The following is a 24,985-nucleotide window of genomic DNA, read 5'->3' as shown; positions in this document are numbered from 1 at the left end:
TACTCAGAAGCTAGCAAGATAGTTGACCATCAAACACGTGTGTCGCAGGACCTGTCATATACAGAGGCTTACCAGGACCTTGCCAGCTAATATGCAAATTACCGCCAGGCAGAGAGACTTTTACGTCTTCATCAAGTAAACCTTGTAAAATCCCCACAGCAACAGCACCGCATGCACCACTTCCGCAGGCTTGAGTTTCGCCCGCACCACGCTCATAAACACGTAAACGAACTTCATTGCGATTAAGCACTTGCATGAAACCAGCGTTCACACGTTCAGGAAAACGTTCATGAGATTCCAGAAGTGGACCTAATGTATCAACATCAGCAGTATCAATATCATCTACCACCGTCACGACATGAGGGTTCCCCATGCTTACTGCACCACAAAATAAGGTGTGTGATTCAGTACGTAAAATGTAGGTCTTTTCAGTTTGTTTTGCTTTAAAAGGAATTTTATTTGGCTCGAACTCAGGAACGCCCATATTCACAGTGATTTGGTCATTCTCTTCAATCTTCAGTACCATTTTGCCTTTTTTAGTACTGACATTGATGCTGTATTTATTGGTTAAGCCTTTCATGCGAACAAAGCGAGCGAAACAACGTGCGCCATTGCCACATTGTTCTACTTCACTGCCATCCGCATTGAAAATTCGATAATGAAAATCTGTTTCAGGATCATAAGGTGCTTCAACAACAAGCAACTGATCGAAACCAACCCCAGTATGACGATCCGCCAAGCGACGGATCAAATCAGGGGAAAAGAAAATGTTTTGGGTAATACAGTCTACGACCATGAAATCATTACCCAAACCATGCATTTTAGAAAAATGGAAATGCATAACGCTTCAAATTACTCCGGAAGAATGTTTTCAAGTTCCCATAAGCTCGCAAGCTCTTCACGCTGACGAACCAAATGAGCTTTCTCGCCATCAACCATCACTTCAGCCGCTCGAGAACGAGTGTTGTAGTTAGATGACATCGCAAAGCCATAAGCACCAGCTGAACGAACAGCCAATAGATCACCTTGCTCAAGAACCAAATCGCGGTCCTTACCCAAGAAATCGCCCGTTTCACAAATTGGACCGACGAGATCGTAAGTCACTGCTTCACCTTCACGAGGGCTAACTGGCACAATATCTTGCCATGCTTGGTATAGCGCAGGACGCATTAAATCATTCATTGCAGCATCGATGATCGCGAAATTTTTATGCTCTGTCGGCTTAAGGAACTCAACTTTTGTCAATAATACACCAGCGTTTGCCGCAATCGCTCTTCCAGGTTCAAAAATCAGCTCTAAGTCAGAATGATTATCTAAACGAGCCAATAATGCTTTCGCGTAGTCAGATGGTTGAGGAGGCAATTCATCACGATATACCACGCCTAAACCCCCACCCACATCAAGGTGCTTAATCGTAATACCATCAGCTCGTAGCTGATCAATCAATCCTAACAAACGATCGGTCGCATCAATAAAAGGTTCAATATCCGTTAATTGAGAGCCAATGTGGCAATCAATGCCTTGGATATCAAGGTTATCTAAGCTTTGTGCAAATTGATAAACCGCAGGGGCACGGTCAAAAGCGATACCAAATTTATTATCACGCAGACCCGTTGAAATATAAGGGTGAGTTTTTGCATCGACATCAGGGTTAATACGCAAAGAAATCGGCGCTTTCACACCTAGTTCACCCGCAACTTTATTTAGGCGCTCTAATTCAGGTTCAGACTCAACGTTAAAACACTTAATGTTTAATTCAAGCGCACGTTTCATTTCAGATTCTGTTTTACCGACTCCTGAGAATACGATTTTCGACGCTTCGCCGCCGGCTGCAATAACACGCTCAAGTTCACCACCTGATACGATATCAAAGCCAGAACCAAGACGAGCAAGTGTATTCAGCACACCTAAGTTTGAGTTTGCTTTTACTGCATAACAAACAAGATGGGGATGCTCTCCAACAGAAGAGTCAAAAGCATTCCAATGGCGTTCAAGTGTTGCACGTGAATAGACGTACAAAGGCGTGCCATATTGCTCGGCTAATTGTGAAAGTGCGACGTTCTCAGCCCAAAGCTGACCATCATCCTGATAGTTAAAGTAATCCAAAATTCTTATCCCTTATAAATACGATTGCTATTGTTGCGTTTATTCACTTGTTGCGATTGGGCATTTATTGCGATGGTTCGCTTTGCTGTGGCTCATCAGGAAGATATAACGCTCCTGTCTGACCACACCCAGAAAGACCGATAACGGACACCATAAATAGAGCAGTAATTAACTTTTTCATTTTGCATATCGTGATTATTAACTCAATGCCCCCTATAATCGCACCACACTCAAGAAAAGCAATAGGATAGAAAGGATGAACGATACTGAATTTCATCAGCTGGTCGATATACAGATGCAAAACATCGAAGAAGCTATCGATGAATCAGAGGCAGATGTGGATTATGAAGTGACTGGAAACGTGATGACTCTGGAATTTGAAGACCGCAGCCAGATCATCATTAACCGCCAAGAGCCGATGCAAGAAATTTGGTTAGCGTCTCGTTCTGGAGGCTTCCACTTCAAACTTGTTGAAGATAAGTGGACGTGTTCAAAAACAGGGATGGAGCTTTTTGAGATGGTTAAGGAAGAGTGCGTTAAGCATGCGGGCGAAGAGATTGACTGGGTGTAATCCTGGAAAATCGCGCATTAAACCTAAGCCTTAAAAAAAACCTAAACCATAAAAACAAAAAAGGAGTGATTGATTCACTCCTTTTTTATTGAAAAATTTAGTTTATTTACGCATTAACGATTTTTGATACCCGAGAACAAACCTGATTATCATTGCGGTAAGGCACTACATAAGAGTTACCTTCTTCCGGATGAACGATCTGGTAGTACTGAGGTAAATTGAAGTTAATCAACTTAGACGACATCTTCGATTCATCTTTTACCGACGTATAGAAAGAGTTCACGCTCGCGATCATCTCATCTTTTTCGCCACTAAACTGGTGATATACCTCAACCTGATTAGATTCATCCAATACATAAATATTGAAGCCTTTTTCCGTGTCTTCGAAGAAGAACTGGATCAACCCTTCACTAGCAAAACCATCAACCACATCGGGAAGCTGATATTCTTGCTCTTTATCTAGCATGAGCAGGGGAGAGCCTTGTAGCTTATTCGATGAAATACTGCGATAAAAATCCACAGAGTTTTCAAGTTTCTGTACCGATACACCACGACGCTCAAAGAACAAACCAAACATTTGATTCGCTAAGCGGATCGCTTTAAAACGACGACGTTTTTCTTGTTCGATCGGCTTCAAACGTAAATCGATACATTCAGCCAGAAGTTGATACACCATATTACGCATCACACCGCGTAAATTTTTGCTGTAACAAAAAACATCCACGGATTCTGGTGGTAAAGCATCTTGGTGCATTTTTCCAAGCACCGTCTTCAAAGCATCCAGCATTGCGGTCTCACCTTGGAAATGAAGCGTACGCACTTCATGCCAAGAATTTCGATAAACCAAATCAACACTTCCGACTAAGCTTTTACCTTCTTCACCAAAACTGAAAATATCAGCATTTTTCAAATCAACTTTAAGCGAACGACCGCTTAGCTCTGACGTTGGGTCATTCTCAAAGTTAATAAACATTGCCAGTTGGCTTATTTCACAAGGACTAGCTAAAGCTTGCATACTCGGGCGACGTTTACGCAATGAGAAAGTATTACGTAAGTCACTCACCATTTGGTAAAACTTGTCGATATCAATTTGAGCATCACGTACAACAGAATGAAGGCGTGTTGACTCCGTGATAAGCCCATTAAAGAAAGACCAAGCCACAAGTTTACTTAGATATTCATGGTGCTCTAACGATGGCTGCCCAAGAATACGATGCGCAATCAAAGGCTGCTTATACAAATACCAACCAGCTTTATTAGTTTGCCCTTGGCGCACTTCAATAAAGCTTAAATCTGATTCGTGTAAATCTGGTGATATTTGCGGGTTAAGCAAGGTCACTTTACCAGGAAGCACTTCAAACGCAGCATAAAGCTTACGCGCAAGAATACTGATGTCTTGTGGGCTAATCGCGGAAGTGATGTCGTTACGTCGTGCAAACTGAATGAGGTTTCGATAACTCAGCATTAACGCATCAAGCAGCGCATGGTGCACCACTTTAACTTGTTCCACTTTCCAGTTGCGGCGATCATCTAATTCAACAATGGTCTCTGCATCCCATTGCCAAGAACGAGTCATTTCAATGAGTGCTTCTCTACGCCATGGAACGGAACCAATACCCGCTTCACGAGACAACTTTTCATGAGTCTTTAGATAGAAACAGCGTCGTACCAAATCTAAGCGAGTATGATCATTAATTCTTTCTAGGTAACGAGTTACCTTTTCTAGCATTAGATAGTAAGTATCCATGCCATACAGATCAGGTTCATCAGCAAAAAAACGGCGTTTAGTGTCGATACTGAGTAATTGGGTATGTGGATACTCCCAAGAGTAAGCCTCTAACAAGATAGCTTTCAAGACAGACTTATACGGAGAGTCGATACTTTTGTAGAGCTGCCACAGGTTAGAACCAAAGTATTCTTCTGCTGGGATTTGATTGAGTTTGCCAAAATCTATCCACTGCGAGCAATCAATGTAGTTATTACTACAAAGATCACTTACATATTCGTCGTAGCACTCTTCCATTTCAGGCGGGATAATTTGCCACAACAAACGCTGACCAGCTAAACGCACAGCTGAGCGATAAAATTCATCTAAAAGTAGTAAGTGTTGTGATGAACCGCAGTTATCACCGGTCATTTCCTCTGAATAATTTGAACGAAAACGTTCTTCATCCATCAAAAAGAAATTGGCTTCAACACCTTGGGTTTGAGCCCAATCGGTAATCAATAAACATTTGTTGGTGAGACTATCGCGAGTCGCACTGTCCATTTTAGGAGAGATGCACACCCAAATATCTAAATCGCTAGATGTACTTTGACCAATTGAAGACGTGCTACCCATGGTATACAGACCTAGAATTTCAGGCTGGTCATCTGTTGCAAGCTTTCCGCCCAAAGTCAATTCGGCATCTTCGACAAATTGCTTTTGGAATTCATTTAACTCGAAATTGTGAATTCCAAAAGGAACGTTGTGGTCGTAGTAACCTGGGATCATGGGGTGGTTAAAATGAAAAAGTGCTGGTATCAAATTGAATACACGCTGACTTTGTAAATCCATCAATGCCAACGCACGATCAATGCATTGTTGATTTAGATTATCCAATCGTTGAATTAAAGTCTGAATGTAAGCCTGCAAGGTAAGTCCTTGGTTTGAGAGTAAATACACTTTCTGTTTAGTTACCAATCAAAAACGGCAACAAAACGTGATCAATCTAACACTTTTAAGCTTATCGGTAAAGAAGAGGAACCTACGGGCTAACGTGTCTTTTCACCATAAAGAATGAGATATCACGATCACGTAGTGTCCTCTTTATTCTCTATTTCTAATAATAGCCCATGTTTCAAATGAGATGCCAATCACACTATTTTGGTGAACTTATGCAAATCATATATCTATCAAAGTCAGCATCGATCAAACAGTAAGAATTTTCACCTCACAGTGGTAGGATTAAGCAATCAAAGAACTCATATCGGAAACACCATGACAAATTCAGCACCTATCCGCATTGCAACCAGAAAAAGCCCGCTAGCCCTTTGGCAAGCTTACTACGTAAGAGATGCGCTTCAAGCTGCTCACCCTGGTTTAGAGGTTGAGTTAGTCACAATGGTGACCAAAGGCGACATCATTCTTGATACGCCATTAGCTAAGGTTGGCGGTAAAGGGCTTTTTGTTAAAGAGCTTGAAGTTGCCATGCTAGAAGGCAGAGCCGATTTAGCCGTACACTCAATGAAAGATGTACCTGTCGACTTCCCAGAAGGCTTAGGTCTTGTCACCATCTGTGAGCGTGCAGACCCGCGTGATGCTTTTGTATCAAACACTTACAACAACATTGATGAGCTTCCACAAGGCGCAACTGTCGGTACTTGCAGCTTACGCCGTCAATGTCAGCTACTTGAAGCTCGCCCAGACCTAATCATCAAGGAACTTCGTGGTAACGTAGGAACTCGTTTAGGTAAGCTGGATGATGGCCAATTTGACGCTATCGTTTTAGCCGCTGCTGGTTTAAAGCGTTTAGATCTAGAAGAACGTATCCGCAGCTTTATTGAGCCAGAACAGTCACTTCCCGCTGTTGGTCAAGGCGCTGTTGGCATTGAATGCCGCTTAGACGATGAGCGTCTAATTAAGTTGTTAGAACCTCTAAACGATAAAGACACCGCTGACCGCGTGCTATGTGAACGAGCGATGAACCTTACTTTAGAGGGTGGTTGCCAGGTTCCAATTGGCAGCTATTCATTACTTGAAGGTGAAGACGACATTTGGCTACGAGCACTAGTTGGAGAACCTGACGGTTCAAAAATCGTTCGAGGTGAAATCCGTGGTTCACGTAAAGATGCTGAATCTTTAGGTGTGACACTAGCTAACCAACTCCTCAATGATGGCGCAAAAGAGATCTTAACTAAACTTTACGCAGATCACGATTAATCATGACAGTGTTGGTAACGCGCCCTGGAAAACAAGGGCAAGCACTTTGCCAACAATTAGCGGATGAAGGTATCCAAGCGATCCATCATCCGCTTATTCGTATTGCCGATAATCAGAAAGTAGATAATTTTCACCTCCAGTTAAAAACAAGCGATCTAATCATCGCTGTCAGTCAACATGCAGCAACCTCCGCACAAAATATTCTCTCTTTATCAGCTGATATATGGCCATCACACCCTCTATATCTTGCCGTTGGTCAAAAAACCGCACAGATTTTAAGCAAACTTTGCGAGCAACCCGTAAACTATCCAGAAGTCAGTGATAGTGAACATTTTCTTCAACTCAAAGAACTCCAAGATGTCGAAGGTAAACGAATTACCATTCTTAGAGGTAATGGGGGTAGAGAACTCATAAGAGACTCACTTCTCAGCAGAGGAGCAACCGTCACTTATAGTGAGACTTATCATCGAGAATATATTCCAATAACTGATCGCAATATTTTTAAAGATTGGATTCAATGTGGTATTTCAAAAATAGTCATCACTAGCCAGGAACAATTGGAATATTTAATGTCCATAACTCCTAAAGATGACATTCATTGGCTACAAGGTTGCCATTTATTCGTACCAAGCCAACGCATTGCTAATCGAGCACAACAATTAGGCTTCTCTAAAGTCAACAATACTTTAAGCGCAACTAATCAAATATTACTGGCTGCTCTCCAGCCATAGCTAGAATAGGAAATCAGTATGACAAGCAAAAAAAATAATGACCAAATTGTCCCTGAACAAAAGAACGAAGTTTCAGAGCCAAAGCAAGATAACGCTACTGATTCACCAGAAAAGAGTTCAGTGGAAGATGTTGTAGAGTCATCTTCAGCCGAAACTACAGAAGACACACAGGTTGAGAGTCAATCAAAAACAACAAGCCAAAAATCACAAGATTCAAAGCAAATAGAGAAAGCAGAAAAACAAGGTAAGCGAGGAGTAAAACTCGGTGCTATAGCTATAGCAATCTCAATCATCTTTAGTGGTGGTATTGCTTTCCAGATGCAGCAACAAAATAGTTTGCAAGCAGAACAAATCACAGCATTACAGAACCAACTAAAAACGACTCAGTCAGCGCTAAATCAAGAATTAGAAAAGACAAAACAAGAAACCATTCAACAAGCATCAGTTACTGTAGAAAAAACTCAGGTTGTTTTGTCTCAACAGCAAAAAAGCATCGAGAGCCTTCAAGTTGCGGTAGCCGATGTAAAAGGACGTAGACCAAATGATTGGTTACTTGCTGAAGCCGATTATTTGGTAAAACTCGCTGGGCGCAAATTATTCTTAGAACATGACGCAGTCAGCGCAACAAAGCTGATGGAAAGTGCCGATCAACGTATTGCAGCATTAAATGATCCCAGCCTAGTAACCCTTCGCCAATCAATGGCTAACGACATTACTAAATTGCGCACCATTCCGCTTATTGATAGAGATGGTTTAGTCCTTCGAATTACCAGCCTCCAACAACAAATTGATGGATTGCCATTAGCGAATGCTATTCTCCCGGACGCACCAAAAGAAGCGAAAGAAGCGGTATCGCAAGATATCAATGATTGGCAAAATAATTTGATGACTTCAATGAAGGATTTCTCTGAAAACTTTATTACTTTCCGTAGCCGAGAAGGCAATGTAATCCCACTGCTTTCACCTGAGCAACACTTTTACCTACGTGAAAATATTAAAGGTAAATTAGAAACGGCTATTCGTGCAGTCTACAAAGAACAAGGTGACATCTACACAACGGCTCTAGCCACAGCTAATGAGTGGTCGACGGCTTACCTCAACCAAGATGATCATGCCGTTATTGAATTTGAAAAAACTCTTAACCAATTAAGTAAACAAAACATTTCGGTGAAATACCCGGTTAAACTGGAATCGCAGAACGACCTATCCAATGTTATTCGTGAACGTTTACGCCGTGAAGTAACCACCATGACTTCGGAGGAGAAATAATGATTCGTTGGATTTTTCTTTTTCTAGTTCTTGGAGCTGGTCTATTTGCAGGTACTCAATTTTCTGGTCAACAAGGCTATGTATTAATTTCTATTTCTAACCAAACTATAGAAATGAGCGTAACCACCCTTGTGATTTGTATTGTTGCCCTACTCGCTATTTTGTTCGGACTTGAATACCTATTTAAAAAGCTAATGTACGCAAGTTCAACAACCTGGAATTGGTTTAGTGTAAGAAAGCTAAAACGTTCAAGACGCTATACCAATGAAGGCATTGTGAAATTAATTGAAGGCGACTGGAAAGCAGCTGAGAAGAAAGTTACTCGCTGGGCTAACCATCATGATATGCCGTTGCTCTGCTATCTTGTCGCTTCTGAAGCTGCTCATGGGCAAGGTAACAACAGCAAGCGCGATCACTACCTAACACTTGCTAGTCAACAAGATGATTCATTGCTAGCGGTTGAGCTAACTAGAGCAAAACAACAGATTGCTGAAGCAAACTATGAGCTAGCATTTGATACTCTTTCAACGCTAAAAAGTAATTTCCCCAATAACCCTGTCGTTCTTAATTTACTTAAAACAACGTACATTAAGTTAAACCTCTGGCAGCCTCTTATCGATTTAGCACCTAAACTAGTGAAGCAAAATCAACTCACGAATGAAGAACACGCAGAGCTTAACCAAAAAGCTCAATGTGGCTTGTTATCAGAGATAGCGCAGCAGCAAGGAAGCGAGGGGTTAATCAGCCATTGGAATAAGCTACCTAAGAAGCAAAAGCAGAACGATCACCTCATCGCTTGCTTTGTGAAACAGCTAATTGCTCGTAAAGCGGATTCCGAAGCATTTACTGTTATCAAAGAAAGCTTGAAGAAGTCTGATATTCCTGCCTTATACGCTCTATTGCCAGAGATGAACTTACCGGATCATCACCCTGTCGTCGTGATGTTGCAAAATACGCTTAAGAAAGAAGCGAACAATGCGGGCGCTCATAGTGCACTTGCTCAATTTTATTTACGTGAAGAGAAGTGGACTGATGCGCAGACTCACCTTGAGAAGGCATTAGAGATTCGTGCAAACGTTTCTGACTACGGCTATTTATCAGATGCACTAGAGAAGCAGAATTTAACTAAAGCGGCTCACGAGGTATCTCGTAAAGCATTAGAACTAATACAACCAGCGTAAACAGCTAAGCTATAAAACATCTAGCCGACGTTAAACGTCGGCTTTTTTATATCTACGATTCAATAAGTATTTATCCGTTTCTCATTTTATTGACGGTAAAAGTCGCACTCAAATAGCTAAATACTTTAAAGTTAGCAGAGTAAGCGTCAATAAATGGGTCAAAGCATATCTCGATAATGGCTTTGAAGGACTTCAAGAGAAACCACATTCTGATAGACCCCACCGCCTAACAGACGAGCAAAAATCACAGCTCAAAGAATATGTTATCGAACATGCCGTAAATGAGAGTGGCGGTCGTCTTCAAGCGAGAGACATTAGGCTCTATATAGAAAGCAACTTCAATACATCATATAAAAGTCGGCGCTCTATCAGTTATTACATGACATAGGCTTGAGTTGGGTTACTACTCGCTCTAAACATCCTAAGCAGTCAGTTGAAGCTCAAGAATCTTTTAAAAAATTCCCAATAGACACGATCCTTAAGACCCTTGGGCATACCCACCTACAAGAAGTGCTTGTTTGATTTCAAGACGAAGCGAGATTTGGTCAACGGAATTCCACAACGAAGATTTAGGCTAAAAAAGGAACTCGTGGCTTAGAGCCATTCAACAGCAATAATTTGCATACGCTTATTTGTTTGGAGGCGTTTGTATCAATACGGGCGAAGCTGAAGCGATGGTTTCTCCGCTAAGCAACATGGCAGCAATGACGAAGCACCTTGAATTGATCTCAACAGCGACACCTGCTGGTAAACATTCCGTGCTTATAATGGATCAAGCGAGCTGCTATCAAACACACTTAGCCAATCATTTTAAAAACATCACGATAATTCATATCCCACCATATTTACTAGAATTAAACCCGACAGAGTAAGTTTGGTAATGGCTTTGTCAGTACAAGTTAGCGAATAGGTGTTTTACAAACTATAACGATATAATGAACTCAGTGTGCAATGCTTAAACAGCTTTTGTGAAGATAAACGCAGAGTCCAATCTATATGCTGTAGAGATTGGACTCGATTGATAGGTTAATTAATGGAATTGGTATAATAAATGATTATCTGCTTTTCTATTTTTGTTGATGTATTTCATTAATCTTTTTCGGCAAGTTTTGCTTTTTCTATCATAGGTGTGATTGTTGAGCCTTGAATTAAAATAGAAAAAACGACAACTGAATAGGTCATCACCAGAATTATCTCTTTTACATCAATGAGTTTATCTGGGATAACCAGAACTCCTGATGGTATCGATAATGCCATAGCGAGAGCCAGCCCACCGCGTAATCCACCCCAAGTCAGTATCTTTATCGCCCAAGGGTTATATTGTCTGTAACGTTTAAACCCTAAATATGAAATATAGACACTTAGGTAGCGAGCTCCTAGGACTAAAGGAATTGAAAATGCCATCAATATCCAGTCTTCTTTATGAAAATCAAAAAGTAGCATAGACATACCGATCAGCAAGAATAGGACACCATTTAGGAATTCATCGACAAGTTCCCAGAAACTATCTAAATGCTCTTCACTTTCCTTCGAGAAGCCAATAAAACGTGTCCAATTTCCGATCATAATGCCAGAGACAACCATCGAAAGAGGTCCTGACACATGTATAACATCTGCAAACACGTACCCAGCCGTTGGGATACCTATTGTCAGCAACAGTTCCATTGAGTGATCATCGGTTGCACTGATTAGATAGTGGAATAGTAGACCTAATGCAAAGCCATAAACAACGCCACCTATTGCTTCTTGCGCGAATAAAATACTTACACTACCAACCGTTGGTGTTTCTGTGCCAAAAGCGATAGTGAAAATAGTTACAAAAATCACTAAACCGAAACCATCATTGAATAATGACTCTCCTTCGATTTGAGTTGAAATGCGTCTGGGCGCATCCAGTTTTTTGACAATGGCAAGAACGGCAATTGGATCGGTTGGCGATATTAATGAGCCGAACAACAGGCAATAGACAAAATCAAATTCGACTCCTATCAATCGACAAAATACATAAAGTACTCCACCAATAAAGAATGTAGAAAAGAGTGTTGCTCCCAATGCAAGAACCGTAATTTCCCATTTTTGATCTTTTAAATTGGGAAGCTTAATTCCTAATCCGCCTGCAAAAAGTAAAAAACCTAGAATCCCTTTAAGTAAGAAATCTTCGAAGTTAATGCTTGCTACTGTGTCATAGGCAATTTCGGAAAGTTGAAACCAATCGTTTTGTCCTGCAATTAAAATCAGTAATGACAGCATCATTGATCCTGCTGTAATCGCGATAGTTGTTTGCATCTTACCTATTTTGCTATTTATAAATGCAATGAGCATTGCTGCTGCAGAAAGGAAGCAAAGCGTATAGTAGACCGACATATTGAGCTCTTATTATGTAACAAATTATTACATAGGATTCTCATTTTTAAGAGAGTAAATAGCAACCACTTTTTGTCATGCTATTGTGAATTTGACTTATTAGTCTTTTACTAAATTAAAGCTATTTTAGACGTCTAGATTTCTACTTTTTATATGGTAGGATGGATGGATAACTAAAGGAATGAGGCTGTACTGTGGGAAGTAATATTAGACAACAAATTGTTGCTCAATTAGAACAGAGAATTTTACTGATTGATGGTGGTATGGGCACCATGATTCAGGACTACAAGTTAGAAGAGAATGATTATCGAGGAGATCGTTTTGCTGATTGGCATTGTGATCTTAAAGGTAATAATGACTTGCTTGTGCTTTCTAAGCCTCAACTCATCAAAGATATTCATAACCAGTACTTGGAGGCTGGGGCTGATATCTTAGAAACGAATACATTTAATGCGACTACCATTGCCATGGCTGACTATGACATGGAAAGCCTTAGTGAAGAAATCAATTTCGCCGCGGCAAAACTCGCTCGTGAAGCTGCAGATGAATGGACTGCTAAAACTCCAAATAAACCTAGGTATGTAGCAGGTGTTCTTGGACCTACTAATAGAACCTGTACGATATCTCCGGATGTGAACGACCCTGGCTTTCGGAATGTAACGTTTGACGAATTAGTAAAGGCTTATTCTGAGTCAACCCGTGCACTTATTAAAGGTGGTGCGGACCTAATCTTAATTGAAACTATCTTTGATACTCTCAATGCTAAAGCTTGTTCTTTTGCTGTCGAAACCGTATTCGATGAAGATGGTATTATTTTACCAGTGATGATCTCCGGTACAATTACTGATGCTTCAGGGCGAACTCTTTCTGGCCAAACAACAGAAGCTTTCTACAATGCTTTACGCCATGTAAAACCGATATCCTTTGGTCTTAACTGTGCATTAGGCCCGGATGAATTACGTGAATACGTAAGTGAGCTATCGCGGATCTCTGAATGCAGTGTTTCTGCTCACCCTAATGCTGGTCTGCCTAATGCTTTTGGTGAATATGACCTTACCCCTGAGGATATGGCAGAGCATGTTAAAGAGTGGGCTGAAAGTGGTTTCCTCAACCTAATTGGTGGTTGCTGTGGTACAACACCTGAACATATCCGTCAAATGGCTGAAGTTGTAGAGGGGGTAAAACCTCGTCAATTACCAGACATCCCTGTTGCTTGTCGGTTATCAGGCTTAGAACCTCTTACTATTTCAAAAGAATCATTATTCGTTAACGTTGGTGAACGAACTAACGTAACTGGTTCTGCGCGATTCAAGCGATTGATAAAGGAAGAGTTGTACGATGAAGCATTGAGTGTCGCGCGTGAACAAGTTGAAAACGGTGCTCAAATCATCGATATCAACATGGATGAAGGCATGCTTGACGCAGAAGCCTGTATGGTTCGTTTCTTAAACCTCTGTGCATCTGAACCTGAGATATCTAAAGTGCCTGTCATGGTTGACTCTTCAAAGTGGGAGGTAATTGAAGCGGGTCTTAAATGTATTCAAGGTAAAGGCATCGTAAACTCAATCTCTTTGAAAGAAGGCAAAGAGAACTTTGTAGAGCAAGCTAAACTTGTACGACGTTACGGCGCTGCTGTAATTGTGATGGCATTTGATGAAGTTGGTCAGGCTGATACTAGAGAACGCAAATTAGAAATCTGTACCAATGCTTATAACATCCTTGTCGATGAAGTTGGTTTCCCACCTGAAGATATTATCTTTGATCCGAACATTTTCGCTGTTGCGACTGGTATCGATGAACACAATAATTATGCAGTTGATTTTATTGAGGCTGTCGGTGATATCAAACGTGATTTGCCCCATGCAATGATATCTGGTGGTGTCTCTAACGTTTCATTCTCATTCCGAGGAAACAATTACGTACGTGAAGCTATTCATGCTGTATTCCTATATCACTGTTTTAAAAACGGTATGGATATGGGAATCGTAAATGCTGGACAGCTAGAAATTTATGACAACGTCCCTGAAGATTTACGAGAAGCAGTTGAAGATGTCGTTCTAAACCGTCGTGATGATTCAACTGAACGTTTGCTGGATATTGCGACTGAATATCTAGAACGCGCCGTTGGAAAAGTTGAAGATAAATCGGCTTTAGAGTGGCGTACTTGGCCTGTTGAAAAGCGTTTAGAACACTCTTTAGTCAAAGGGATTACTGACTTCATTGTTGATGATACAGAAGAAGCCCGCGTAAATGCTTCTCGCCCTATTGAGGTGATTGAAGGTCCCTTGATGGATGGCATGAACGTTGTTGGTGACTTATTTGGCGAAGGTAAAATGTTCCTGCCTCAGGTGGTCAAATCAGCGCGCGTTATGAAGCAAGCTGTAGCTCATCTAGAGCCTTTCATTAATGCCACTAAAGATGTTGGTGCAACTAACGGTAAGATCCTACTGGCGACAGTAAAAGGTGATGTCCATGATATTGGGAAAAATATCGTCGGTGTTGTCCTTCAGTGTAATAACTATGAAATTATCGATCTTGGTGTAATGGTTTCTTGTGAAAAAATCCTCAAAGTAGCCAAAGAAGAGAATGTCGATATTATTGGTCTGTCGGGTCTGATTACACCGTCTTTAGATGAGATGGTTCATGTGGCTAAAGAAATGGAGCGTCAGGGCTTTAAACTTCCGTTACTCATTGGTGGTGCGACGACATCGAAAGCACATACTGCTGTAAAAATTGAACAAAATTATTCAGAGCCAGTTGTGTATGTTAACAATGCATCTCGTGCTGTAGGCGTGTGTACATCCTTATTGTCGGATGAACTAAAACCGGCGTTTGTTGAAAAGCTAGAGTTAGATTATGTACGAGTTCGTGACCAGCATAATCGTAAAAAGCCAAGAACCAAACCAGTATCTTTAGAAAGAGCTAGAGCAAATCGAGTGAATATTGACTGGGTAAACTATACTCCTCCAGCTCCAGTTAACCCTGGTGTTCATATTTTCGATAACTTCGATATTAAGACGTTACGAGAGTATATCGACTGGACTCCTTTCTTTATGACGTGGTCGTTAATGGGTAAATACCCTGCAATTCTAGATCATGAAGAAGTCGGTGAAGAAGCTAAGCGTTTATATAAAGATGCAAATGAGCTGCTAGATCGAGTCGAGAAAGAAAAATTACTCGAAGCTCGTGGTATGTGTGCGATGTTCCCCGCCAATAGCGTTGGTGATGATATTGAAGTTTACACTGATGAGTCTCGTACTGAAGTGCTGAAAGTGTTGCACAACCTTCGCCAGCAAACAGAGAAACCGAAAGGTTTTAACTACTGCTTATCTGATTACATTGCACCAAAAGAAAGTGGAAAGCCTGATTGGATTGGTGGTTTTGCTGTGACAGGTGGCATTGGTGAACGTGAATTAGCAGATGAATATAAAGCGAATGGGGATGACTACAATGCGATTATGATTCAGGCGGTTGCTGATAGATTGGCTGAAGCTTTCGCAGAGTACTTACATAAAGAAGTGCGCAAGAGTATTTGGGGTTATGCACCGGATGAAGATCTAACAAATGATGATTTAATCCGTGAAAAGTACCAAGGTATTCGCCCTGCACCTGGTTACCCTGCATGCCCTGAGCATACTGAGAAAGGAACCTTATGGGAGTTAATGGATGTTGAGAAGGCAATTGATATGTCTTTAACAACCAGTTACGCCATGTGGCCTGGTGCTTCTGTTTCTGGGATGTATTTCTCACACCCTGACTCTCGCTATTTTGCTATTGCTCAAATACAGCAAGACCAAGTGGAAAGCTATGCTGATCGTAAAGGTTGGGATATGTTAGAAGCTGAAAAATGGCTAGGTCCAAACATTAACTAGTTTTACCTGGGATGATATCGCATAAAAAAGGGTTGCTAATGAGCAACCCTTTTTCGTATTGAAATATTTAATCTGAGACTAGTTTTCAAATAGCTCTTTGTGTAATTTTTGAATCGCAGAGCGAGAGACTGATTCATGTAGTAAGAAGCATAAATTATGCGGGCTTGCTCCATAGCAAATCATTCGCAAGTTGAAGTCTTCTAGTGTACCAAAAACTTGTTTTGCGTAACCTTTGCTTTCACTCATATTATTACCAATCAAAGCAACCAGACATAAGTTGTGCTCAATATCTACGGTACACAGTTCTTCTAGTTCAATTCTTGCCGATTCTGGTAGCTCAGGAGATCCGCCAGATGTATCTGTTTGATCTAGAGTTAAAGATACGCTGATCTCTGACGTGGTGATTAGATCTACCGAGATCTTATGCTTAGCGAGAATCTCAAAGACTTTGGCTAGAAAACCATAAGCATGGAACATATTGGCACTGCGTAAAGTGACCATCGTTTGGTTACAACGCAAAGCTAAAGCTCTAAATAGAGGGGAGCTTTCAACTTGCTGACGAATCCAGGTGCCGCCTTTTTCGGGCTCTTTAGAAGAACCAACGAAAACTGGTATTTGATGACGTAAAGCAGGAACAAGGGTTGAAGGGTGTAAAATCTTTGCGCCAAAGTTCGCCATCTCAGAGGCTTCACTAAAACTTATCTCAGGAATAGGAGAGGCTTTCGGGGCAATTCGAGGGTCAGTTGTATAGATCCCAGGAACATCGGTCCAAATTTCTAGCCCAGATGCTTGCACAGACTCCGCAATTAACGCTGCTGAGTAATCACTTCCGCCTCTACCTAATGTAGTGGTGTTTCCTTCGCTATCCGCTCCGATGAAGCCTTGTGTGACAACGACTTGAGAACGACACAAAGGGATTAGCTTTTCTGTTGCGAGTGATGAAATCTCATTTAATAGCGGTTCAGCTTTACCAAAAGCATTGGTTGTTCTTAGTACTTCACGAATATCAAAACGAACAGCTGGGGTGCCTCTTTCTCGTAAAATTTGAGCGAGAAGGTGAGTCGACATTAGTTCACCGCAAGCAACAAGATGATCGGTTAGTTTTGCACTCGACTGGAATGATGCAGCTTCTGCGGCGCTAGCGATGTTATCTAAAATTGAGTGAAGATCTTTTTCAACGGCAACTGGATCAGCAAGCTCATCCAAAATGGCGTGGTGAATTTCAGTTAATTGACGGAGCAATTCTACTCGGCGAGTTTTATCCTGAACACCATTGGCAAGTTCGACTAAAAGATTAGTCACGCCTGAACAAGCACTGCTCACAATGAGTTTTGTATTCGGGTTGTTTTCGATAATAGCAGCACAACGGCTCATTGATTCAAAGTTGGCAACACTTGTTCCACCAAACTTAGCGACATTAAAAGAACCAGCTACATTAATTGCGCTCACGATGTTTCTCCCACGACTTCCTAAATAAAATTACGGTTGGTAATCCAACATCCAATGTTTGAAGAGAGTTTTTGAGCAAATAGAGAGGTATTAATAGAATTGTAAACCTCAGAAGCTCTTCACCATATAGAAATGATGACAGTCGACGGGATTCAACCCAATCAACCGATAACGCAAGTCCACATGCTTGTATTATCTCGGCATTGCTCCCCCTGAATATTTTGTATTGGAAATGAGGTTCCACAAAATATCTGCCTGGGCAATGCTCCTCTTCTGCTTGATAGCCATTTCATTGAACGTTTTTGTGATAAGAATGTCAATCGGTAACTGAATATAAATAGTAAATTAAATTTAACAAGTTTGTGACACTGGTTTGACCTCATACTTACGGCTAATTGATGCCTGCGAAAAATTGTTTTAGTGTGGATATCTAAATCACTGACTCAGGGATGCACATGTCTAGTTTTCACTCTCCAAATTCTATCCAAAGCTTTATTCCTCCTCACCGCACGTTGATGGGACCAGGACCTTCCGATATTTCGCCTCAAGTTCTTCAAGCGCTTAGCCGCCCAACTATAGGTCACCTTGACCCTTTATTTATTGGCATGATGGATGAACTTAAGCAGCTATTGAAATATGCCTTCCAAACTGAAAATGAATTCACAATTGCTGTCTCTGCGCCAGGTAGTGCGGGTATGGAAACGTGCTTTGTTAACTTGATAGAACCAGGTGAGAAAGTCGTAGTTTGCCGAAATGGCGTCTTTGGAGAACGCATGCGTGAAAATGTAGTGCGTTGCGGAGGTGAAGCCATTTTAGTTGATGATGAGTGGGGCGCTCCTGTTTCTGTTGAAAAGGTCGAGCAGGCATTAAAAGCTAATCCTGATGCAGTTGCAGTTGCATTTGTTCATGCAGAAACCTCTACAGGCGCACTCTCTGATGCTGAGGCTATTTCTCAAGTTGCAAGGCAGTATGATGTGCTTTCTATCGTTGATGCAGTAACTTCTCTTGGTGGTGTGCCTTTACTTGTTGATGAATGGCAGTTAGATGCAGTTTATTCAGGTAGTCAAAAATGTTTGTCGTGCGTGCCGGGGTTATCTCCTGTGACCTTATCTAAAAAAGCCGTGGATAAAATTCAAAAGCGTGAGACCCCTGTACAAAGTTGGTTTTTAGACCAAAGCTTAGTCTTAGGTTATTGGAGTGGAGAAGGGAAGCGCAGTTACCACCACACGGCTCCAGTAAATAGTTTATACGCTCTACATGAATCCTTAGTTGCGCTTAAAAATGAAGGGCTTGAGCAAGCATGGGCAAGGCATCAAAGCATGCATAACAAGCTAAAGGCTGGGCTTGAAAAGCTCGGCTTTACGTTTGTAGTAGCAGAAGGAAGTCGTTTACCTCAATTGAACGCTATTTATATACCTGAAGGGATTGATGAAGCTAAAGTCAGAGGGGATCTACTTGAGCAGTACAACCTAGAAATTGGCGCAGGGTTGGGCTCATTAGCTGGAAAGGCTTGGCGTATTGGTTTAATGGGCTATGGCGCGAGAAATGAAAATGTGTCTCTATGCTTGAGAGCGCTAGAGGAAGTCATGAACTAACTGGTAACTAGGTGATTTATCTATTTACATAGTTAGTGTTGATAAATAGATACGTAACTTAAATATGCTAGCCAGTAGAGTTGCCTCGTTGAAAGAAAAGCCCTCCTTACTAGCCATAGAGGAAGGGCTTTTTTGTATTATTTAGCCGTTGATGCAGCCGTTGATGCAGCCGTTGATACTGGTTGGTATTGTATTTGAGAGAAGTCTTTTAATGGAAATAAAAACTCCGCTTCGTTACGTATTTGTTCGGCTTTACTTAGCTCTCCCAAGCCTTGATAAGCTAAGATCAAGTTACTGTAGAACGCGGGTCTAGGCTTACTTTTTATAATTTGTAATGACCAATCAATGTACGGCTGAATTAGCTCTGGGGCGTTTTTATACAAACCTATATTTAAATAAGTACTATAAACATCCCAATCAAATCTATCCTTCCAAACTACTGGGTTGGTGACTTGCTTCAGGATATCTGGGTTTTTTGGGCGTGATTGCTCAAATTTGGTCAATATATAATTCGTGTGCAATGCACTTAGCATGTAAAAGCCAACAAGTATTGGCAGGACTAAACTGGTTACCCGAAATGTTGTTTTATTAATTACACCAAAGCTTTTTTGAGAATAGCGTGAGACGCGTTGATCAACCCAGTAAAGTAAAATGATGAAAGTAATCCAATGAATGGCAGAATGATAAAATGGGTATTCAAGTTGAGAATGTAAAACAATAGGGATGAAAAGAGCCAGCATGGCTAATCGAGTCCCTTTACTCGCACTAGAAATTCTAACAAGCACCAATCCAGCTGCGAGAAAAATACCAATTAAGGGTAAAACTCCGCCTTCCGCACCCCAATACAATAACTCGTTGTGAGGGTGATCCATTGCGGGTAAGCCAGGGTGATAGTCATTGTTTAATTGGTGTTGTCGCGCGGTATAGAGTGTGTATTCAGATTCAAATTTACCATAACCATAACCCGTTAATGGTTTTTCTGTCAGCATATCGAGAGCTTGGGGAAAGGTGTAAGCTCTTGGGCTCTCTAAATGAGCTCTCTTAGATGCTAGGCTATCCCCTGTGTTTATAACAACAAAACCAATGGTAATCCCGATAGCTGCCGAGATGCACCAACCCAGAAAACGTTTTGTTGTTGAAAAACGATATAAATACGGAAGAATCAATAACCCACCAATGACGCTTGCAAGCCAACCAGTGCGAGATGCAATTATGATTAATAGAGGAATAGTAATTGTTGGAATCAAGTAAAGAAGAGTGGATTCACTGAGTTTATGGTTATATTTGTGGGGCTGTCTTGCCAACAAATAAGCGGAAAGCACGAGACCTGTAGCAAGAAAACTTGCCATTACATTCGGCTGTTGGAAAATACCATAAGGTCTATTACTTATGGTGTTATAGCCAAAGATATTGCCTGGTTCTAGATAGAAAAATTGAACATAGCCAAAAAGAGCTTGTAGTAAGACGCCTAATACAATGAACCACAAAAGGCGTTGTTTATGCCTATTGCTGAAATGAAATTGTTGCAATAAAACAAAGAAAACAAAGCCGGTCCACAGCCCTATTAACCGACCTGCTGCTCCTGAAATATCAGCGTTACTATATAGAAGTGGCGCCGTGAGTATGGTGCAGCTGATGAATAAACCTATAGTCAATTTGGTGTAGCGAATTACACGGTTTGTTGCCAGTTGATAAAAGCCAATAGCCAGGCTTAAGCTGAGTGCTAACCAAGTGGTTGGATTAAAAGAGAGTGCTAAGCCTGAACCTCCAGGGTTAGGCATGAAAAAATGCATAGCAAGAAGAAACACTACTGCTAAGGAAGCAAGAAATACTCTATTCAAAGGAAGTGCTTGAGTATGATTATCTAACTGCGTCCCGCTTTTATGTATTGTGACCATATATCCTAACCTTGGAAAAAGAAGAGCTTGCCTTATCAAGCAAGCTCCACACACTAACATTTTTTGCGATTGCTCGCTGTCGGAGATTTACTCTCGACGATTATAGCTTTTTATAACTTTAACATGGGCTTAAGAAATCGAGCTGTATGAGAACCTTCGACTTGCGCCACATCTTCAGGTGTTCCTGATGCAATGATTTCACCGCCGCCTTGTCCACCTTCTGGACCTAAATCAATGATCCAATCTGCTGTTTTGATTACATCTAAATTATGCTCAATGACGACAACAGTATTCCCATGATCTCTAAGCCTGTGTAAAACCACCAACAGCTGTTGAATATCATGGAAGTGTAACCCTGTGGTTGGTTCATCCAAGATATAGAGTGTTTTTCCTGTATCGCGTTTGGACAGTTCTCGTGCCAGTTTGACACGTTGAGCTTCTCCACCAGAAAGTGTTGTTGCCGCTTGACCTAATCGGATGTAAGAAAGTCCTACATCCATTAGTGTTTGTAATCTTCTAGCTATTACCGGAACTGGTTTGAAGAACTCATGTGCATCTTCGACAGTCATGCCTAATGCTTCATCAATGGTTTTTCCTTTGTATCTTACTTCTAAAGTTTCTCGGTTATAGCGTTTACCTTTACAAACATCGCAAGGCACATAAACATCAGGTAAAAAGTGCATCTCTACTTTTATGACGCCATCGCCTTGGCACGCTTCGCATCGACCGCCCCTTACATTAAAGCTAAATCTTCCTGGTTTATAACCGCGAGAACGAGACTCTTGAGTTCCTGCAAACAATTCTCGGATTGGAGTGAAGATTCCCGTGTAAGTCGCTGGATTTGATCTGGGCGTTCTGCCTATTGGACTTTGATCGATGTCGATAACTTTGTCGAAGTGCTCTAACCCTTTCATTTTTTTATAGGGAGCCGGCACTGCCGTGGTAGCACCATTTAATTGAGTATGTGCAACCTTAAAGAAGGTGTCATTGATTAGAGTAGATTTACCCGAGCCCGACACGCCAGTGATACAGCTAAACAATCCAACAGGTATTGTTGCCGTGATCTCTTTTAAATTGTTACCGGTCGCTCCGATGATCTCGACCACTTTTTTCTTATCAATCGGTGTTCTTTTTTCTGGAATAGCGATTTCTTTTTTACCACTGAGATACTGACCTGTCAGTGAGTCAGGGTTTTCCATGATTTCAGCCATTGTCCCTTCAGCCACTACATGACCACCATGCACACCTGCTCCCGGACCAATATCAATGACGTGATCTGCGCATCTGATAGCGTCTTCATCATGTTCAACAACTAATACAGTATTACCAAGATCTCGAAGGTGAACTAATGTTTTTAATAAACGCTCATTATCTCGCTGGTGGAGACCTATGGAAGGCTCATCTAAGACATACATTACCCCCATCAATCCCGCACCAATTTGGCTCGCTAAGCGAATTCGTTGAGCTTCACCACCAGATAAGGTTTCCGCACTTCTCGAAAGGTTCAGGTAATTTAAGCCAACGTTAACGAGGAAGTGCAGGCGATCATTAATCTCTTTCATAATCTTTTCTGCAATCTGGGCTCGCTGACCTTCTAGTTCCAATGTTTGGAAGAAGTGCAGTGCATCTGCAATGCTCAATTCTACAATTTCAGGTAAAGCGGTATCTGCAATAAAAACATTTCTAGCTTCAACTCTTAATCTTGTTCCGCCGCAGCTAGAACAAGATTTTGTCGAAATGTATTTGGCTAAATCTTCACGAACCGAGCTCGATTCGGTGTCGTGATAGCGACGCTCTAAGGTATTTAGAATGCCTTCGAAAGGATGTCTTTTGACGCGAATGTCACCACGGTCATTGATGTACTTAAATTCAATATCAGTACGGCCAGATCCTTTTAATATGATGTCTTGAGTTTTCTTTGGTAGCGAAGAAAAAGGAGCAAAAAGATCAAATCCGTAATGCTCAGATAAAGAGGTGAGCATTTGGAAGTAGTAGTAATTTTTTTGATCCCAACCTTTAATTGCGCCTTCTGCAATACTTAGATTTTCGTCAAGAATGACTCGGCTTGGATCAAAATATTGCTGAACACCTAAACCATCACAGGTACCGCATGCTCCGGCTGGGTTGTTGAAAGAAAAGAGCCTTGGCTCCAATTCTTGCATGCTATAACCGCATTGATTACATGCAAAATTAGCAGAGAAGACAATCTCCGGTTGGTCGGTTTTATCCATCCAACCAGCGACTGCTATTCCACCAGACAGCTCTAGTGCTGTTTCAAAAGATTCTGAAAGTCGCTGCTGTAAATCAGGGCGCACTTTAAAACGATCAACAACCACTTCTATAGTATGCTTTTTATGAAGTTCTAAGGCTGGTGGATCGGATAGATCGCAAGTTTCCCCATCAATTCGAGCGCGAATAAAGCCCTGAGCGGCAAGGTTTTCGAGCGTTTTAACATGCTCACCTTTACGTTCTTTCACAATCGGGGCGAGCAACATCATTTTAGAACCTTCAGGAAGTTCTAAAACTTTGTCTACCATTTGACTTATGGTTTGCGCTGCTAAAGGAGTGTGATGTTCAGGGCATCGAGGCTCACCAACTCTTGCATAGAATAAACGTAAGTAATCATAAACTTCGGTTATTGTACCAACCGTTGATCGCGGGTTGTGGGATGTTGACTTTTGTTCGATAGAGATTGCTGGAGATAAGCCTTCAATGTGGTCGACATCGGGTTTCTCCATGAGAGATAAAAATTGGCGAGCATATGCTGAAAGGGATTCAACATATCGACGTTGCCCTTCTGCATAGAGGGTATCGAATGCCAGTGAGGACTTACCAGAACCTGAAAGACCCGTGATAACAATCAGTTTATCTCGGGGTATTGTTAGATTAATGTCTTTAAGGTTATGCGTTCTCGCGCCTCTAATTTCTATTTTATCCATCTCTACCGACCCTGTGTTTTTAGTGGGTAAAGTATTACATAGTGTGAGATTTGTGCAAAGTTTTACTGGATAAAAAAACAGTAAAAAGAAAGGCGACCTTTAAGGCCGCCTTCTAATTAAATATTGAAGTCGTTGTTTACGCTTCTTTTTTTGTTGAATGCTTATCTAGCTCAACTTTCTTTTGATCTTTTTTATATAAGTTCTCAAAGCAGTAATTGGTTGCTTCGATGTAGCCTTCGACGCTACCGCAGTCAAATCGGTTGCCTTTAAATTTGTACGCAAGTACACAGCCTGATTGTGCTTGTTTCATTAGAGCGTCGGTTATTTGAATTTCACCGCCCTTACCTGGTTCGGTTTGTTCAATTAATTCAAAGATATCTGGGGTTAAAATATAACGACCAATGATAGCAAGGTTGCTCGGTGCGGTACCTTGTTCTGGTTTTTCTACCATATTTTCAACGCGATAAATATCGTCTTTGATCATTTCGCCGGAGATCACGCCATACTTGTGAGTTTCATTTTCAGGGACTTCTTGTACTGCAACAATTGAACAGCGGAAATGCTTATATAAAGCCACCATTTGCGCGAGAACACCTTGTTGTTCGTTTACACATAGGTCATCAGCTAAAACAACAGCAAACGGCTCATCACCTACAAGTTCACGTCCCGTTAAAATTGCGTGACCTAAGCCTTTCATTTCATGCTGACGAATATATGTGAAGTTAGCAACTTCTATAGTTTCTCGGATATTAACTAACAATTCTTCTTTGTTTGTACCGCTGATTTGATGCTCTAGTTCGTAGTTCGTATCGAAATGGTCCATGATAGAGTGCTTACCTCGACCTGTTACGATGCACATACCATTTATCCCAGCTTGAATTGCTTCTTCAACGCCATACTCGATGAGTGGTTTATTGACTACTGGCATCATTTCTTTTGGCATGGACTTCGTTGCTGGTAAGAATCGTGTACCGTAGCCTGCTGCAGGGAAAAGGCATTTTTTAATCATGGTAAGCTCTTTATCAATGGATTATTTTTATGTCTGAAATTCTAGCATATCCAATGTGAAATTTTCATGAGTATCAAAA

General features: G+C 41.2%; 16 protein-coding genes, 1 pseudogene and 1 riboswitch. Of the genes and pseudogenes, 8 read left to right on the top strand and 9 right to left on the bottom strand.

The genetic code is table 11. The annotated features are described in order from the left end of the window. Positions 1–10 precede the first annotated feature (10 nt). The 3 genes from dapF to F0226_RS06765 form a co-directional block, all read right to left on the bottom strand. Complete coding sequence (gene dapF, locus F0226_RS06775; RefSeq protein ID WP_171734936.1) at positions 11–841, bottom strand: diaminopimelate epimerase; 831 nt, start codon at positions 839–841, stop codon at positions 11–13. 11 nt (positions 842–852) lie between these two features. Next, positions 853–2,106: a diaminopimelate decarboxylase gene (gene lysA, locus F0226_RS06770; protein ID WP_171734935.1), complete on the bottom strand. Its 1,254-nt coding sequence runs from the start codon at positions 2,104–2,106 to the stop codon at positions 853–855. A 64-nt stretch (positions 2,107–2,170) separates the two neighbouring features. Beyond that, positions 2,171–2,383 (bottom strand): lipoprotein, encoded by a 213-nt coding sequence (locus tag F0226_RS06765; protein WP_137375465.1) that lies wholly within the window; start codon positions 2,381–2,383, stop codon positions 2,171–2,173. Here F0226_RS06765 and cyaY point away from each other — a divergent pair. Continuing rightward, complete coding sequence (cyaY, locus tag F0226_RS06760) at positions 2,363–2,677, top strand: iron donor protein CyaY (RefSeq protein WP_171734934.1); 315 nt, start codon at positions 2,363–2,365, stop codon at positions 2,675–2,677. The two genes, F0226_RS06765 and cyaY, sit on opposite strands and share 21 nt — an antisense overlap. Before the next feature lie 106 nt (positions 2,678–2,783). Here the strand turns inward: cyaY and F0226_RS06755 are convergent, their stop codons facing one another. After that, positions 2,784–5,312 (bottom strand): class I adenylate cyclase, encoded by a 2,529-nt coding sequence (locus F0226_RS06755; RefSeq protein ID WP_171734933.1) that lies wholly within the window; start codon positions 5,310–5,312, stop codon positions 2,784–2,786. Positions 5,313–5,657: 345 nt separating this feature from the next. Here F0226_RS06755 and hemC point away from each other — a divergent pair, with 345 nt between their 5' ends. From hemC to F0226_RS06730, 5 genes and pseudogenes are all read left to right on the top strand, one after another. Further along, on the top strand, positions 5,658–6,599 hold the full coding sequence (hemC, locus tag F0226_RS06750) for a hydroxymethylbilane synthase (RefSeq protein WP_171734932.1): 942 nt from the start codon (positions 5,658–5,660) through the stop codon (positions 6,597–6,599). A gap of 2 nt (positions 6,600–6,601) precedes the next feature. Beyond that, on the top strand, positions 6,602–7,330 hold the full coding sequence (locus tag F0226_RS06745; protein ID WP_171734931.1) for a uroporphyrinogen-III synthase: 729 nt from the start codon (positions 6,602–6,604) through the stop codon (positions 7,328–7,330). Positions 7,331–7,348: 18 nt separating this feature from the next. Then, the gene (locus F0226_RS06740; protein ID WP_171734930.1) at positions 7,349–8,599 is read left to right on the top strand and encodes a uroporphyrinogen-III C-methyltransferase; all 1,251 of its coding nucleotides are present in this window, start codon (positions 7,349–7,351) and stop codon (positions 8,597–8,599) included. After that, the gene (locus tag F0226_RS06735; RefSeq protein WP_171734929.1) at positions 8,599–9,780 is read left to right on the top strand and encodes a heme biosynthesis HemY N-terminal domain-containing protein; all 1,182 of its coding nucleotides are present in this window, start codon (positions 8,599–8,601) and stop codon (positions 9,778–9,780) included. Before F0226_RS06740 ends, F0226_RS06735 begins: the two co-directional genes overlap by 1 nt. A gap of 64 nt (positions 9,781–9,844) precedes the next feature. After that, positions 9,845–10,810: pseudogene (locus F0226_RS06730) on the top strand (IS630 family transposase); the annotation flags it as partial. Positions 10,811–10,869: 59 nt separating this feature from the next. Here the strand turns inward: F0226_RS06730 and F0226_RS06725 are convergent. Then, positions 10,870–12,144 (bottom strand): sodium:proton antiporter, encoded by a 1,275-nt coding sequence (locus tag F0226_RS06725; RefSeq protein ID WP_171734928.1) that lies wholly within the window; start codon positions 12,142–12,144, stop codon positions 10,870–10,872. A gap of 194 nt (positions 12,145–12,338) precedes the next feature. Here F0226_RS06725 and metH point away from each other — a divergent pair, with 194 nt between their 5' ends. After that, positions 12,339–16,016: a methionine synthase gene (gene metH, locus F0226_RS06720; RefSeq protein ID WP_171734927.1), complete on the top strand. Its 3,678-nt coding sequence runs from the start codon at positions 12,339–12,341 to the stop codon at positions 16,014–16,016. A 78-nt stretch (positions 16,017–16,094) separates the two neighbouring features. On the opposite strand, the gene lysC is transcribed toward metH, so the two are convergent. Then, entirely contained in the window at positions 16,095–17,465 is a 1,371-nt protein-coding gene (gene lysC, locus F0226_RS06715; RefSeq protein ID WP_171734926.1) for a lysine-sensitive aspartokinase 3, read from the bottom strand. Between the two features lie 104 nt (positions 17,466–17,569). After that, a riboswitch (Lysine riboswitch) is annotated at positions 17,570–17,746 on the bottom strand. Between the two features lie 174 nt (positions 17,747–17,920). On the opposite strand from lysC, the gene F0226_RS06710 reads away from it, so the two are divergent. Continuing rightward, on the top strand, positions 17,921–19,060 hold the full coding sequence (locus F0226_RS06710) for an alanine--glyoxylate aminotransferase family protein (RefSeq protein ID WP_171734925.1): 1,140 nt from the start codon (positions 17,921–17,923) through the stop codon (positions 19,058–19,060). Between the two features lie 137 nt (positions 19,061–19,197). Here the strand turns inward: F0226_RS06710 and F0226_RS06705 are convergent, their stop codons facing one another. The 3 genes from F0226_RS06705 to galU form a co-directional block, all read right to left on the bottom strand. Further along, the gene (locus tag F0226_RS06705) at positions 19,198–20,958 is read right to left on the bottom strand and encodes a PglL family O-oligosaccharyltransferase (RefSeq protein WP_171734924.1); all 1,761 of its coding nucleotides are present in this window, start codon (positions 20,956–20,958) and stop codon (positions 19,198–19,200) included. 110 nt (positions 20,959–21,068) lie between these two features. Beyond that, entirely contained in the window at positions 21,069–23,897 is a 2,829-nt protein-coding gene (uvrA, locus tag F0226_RS06700) for an excinuclease ABC subunit UvrA (protein ID WP_171734923.1), read from the bottom strand. A 136-nt stretch (positions 23,898–24,033) separates the two neighbouring features. Continuing rightward, positions 24,034–24,906 carry a UTP--glucose-1-phosphate uridylyltransferase GalU gene (gene galU / locus F0226_RS06695; RefSeq protein ID WP_171734922.1) on the bottom strand — a complete coding sequence of 291 codons (873 nt, stop codon included), beginning with the start codon at positions 24,904–24,906 and terminating at the stop codon, positions 24,034–24,036. Positions 24,907–24,985 lie beyond the last annotated feature (79 nt).

The organism is Vibrio sp. 99-70-13A1 (assembly GCF_013114625.1).
Taxonomy (GTDB): Bacteria; Pseudomonadota; Gammaproteobacteria; order Enterobacterales; family Vibrionaceae; genus Vibrio.
Note: the sequence above shows the minus strand (reverse complement) of the source record. Positions and strands in the feature narration are given on the sequence as shown.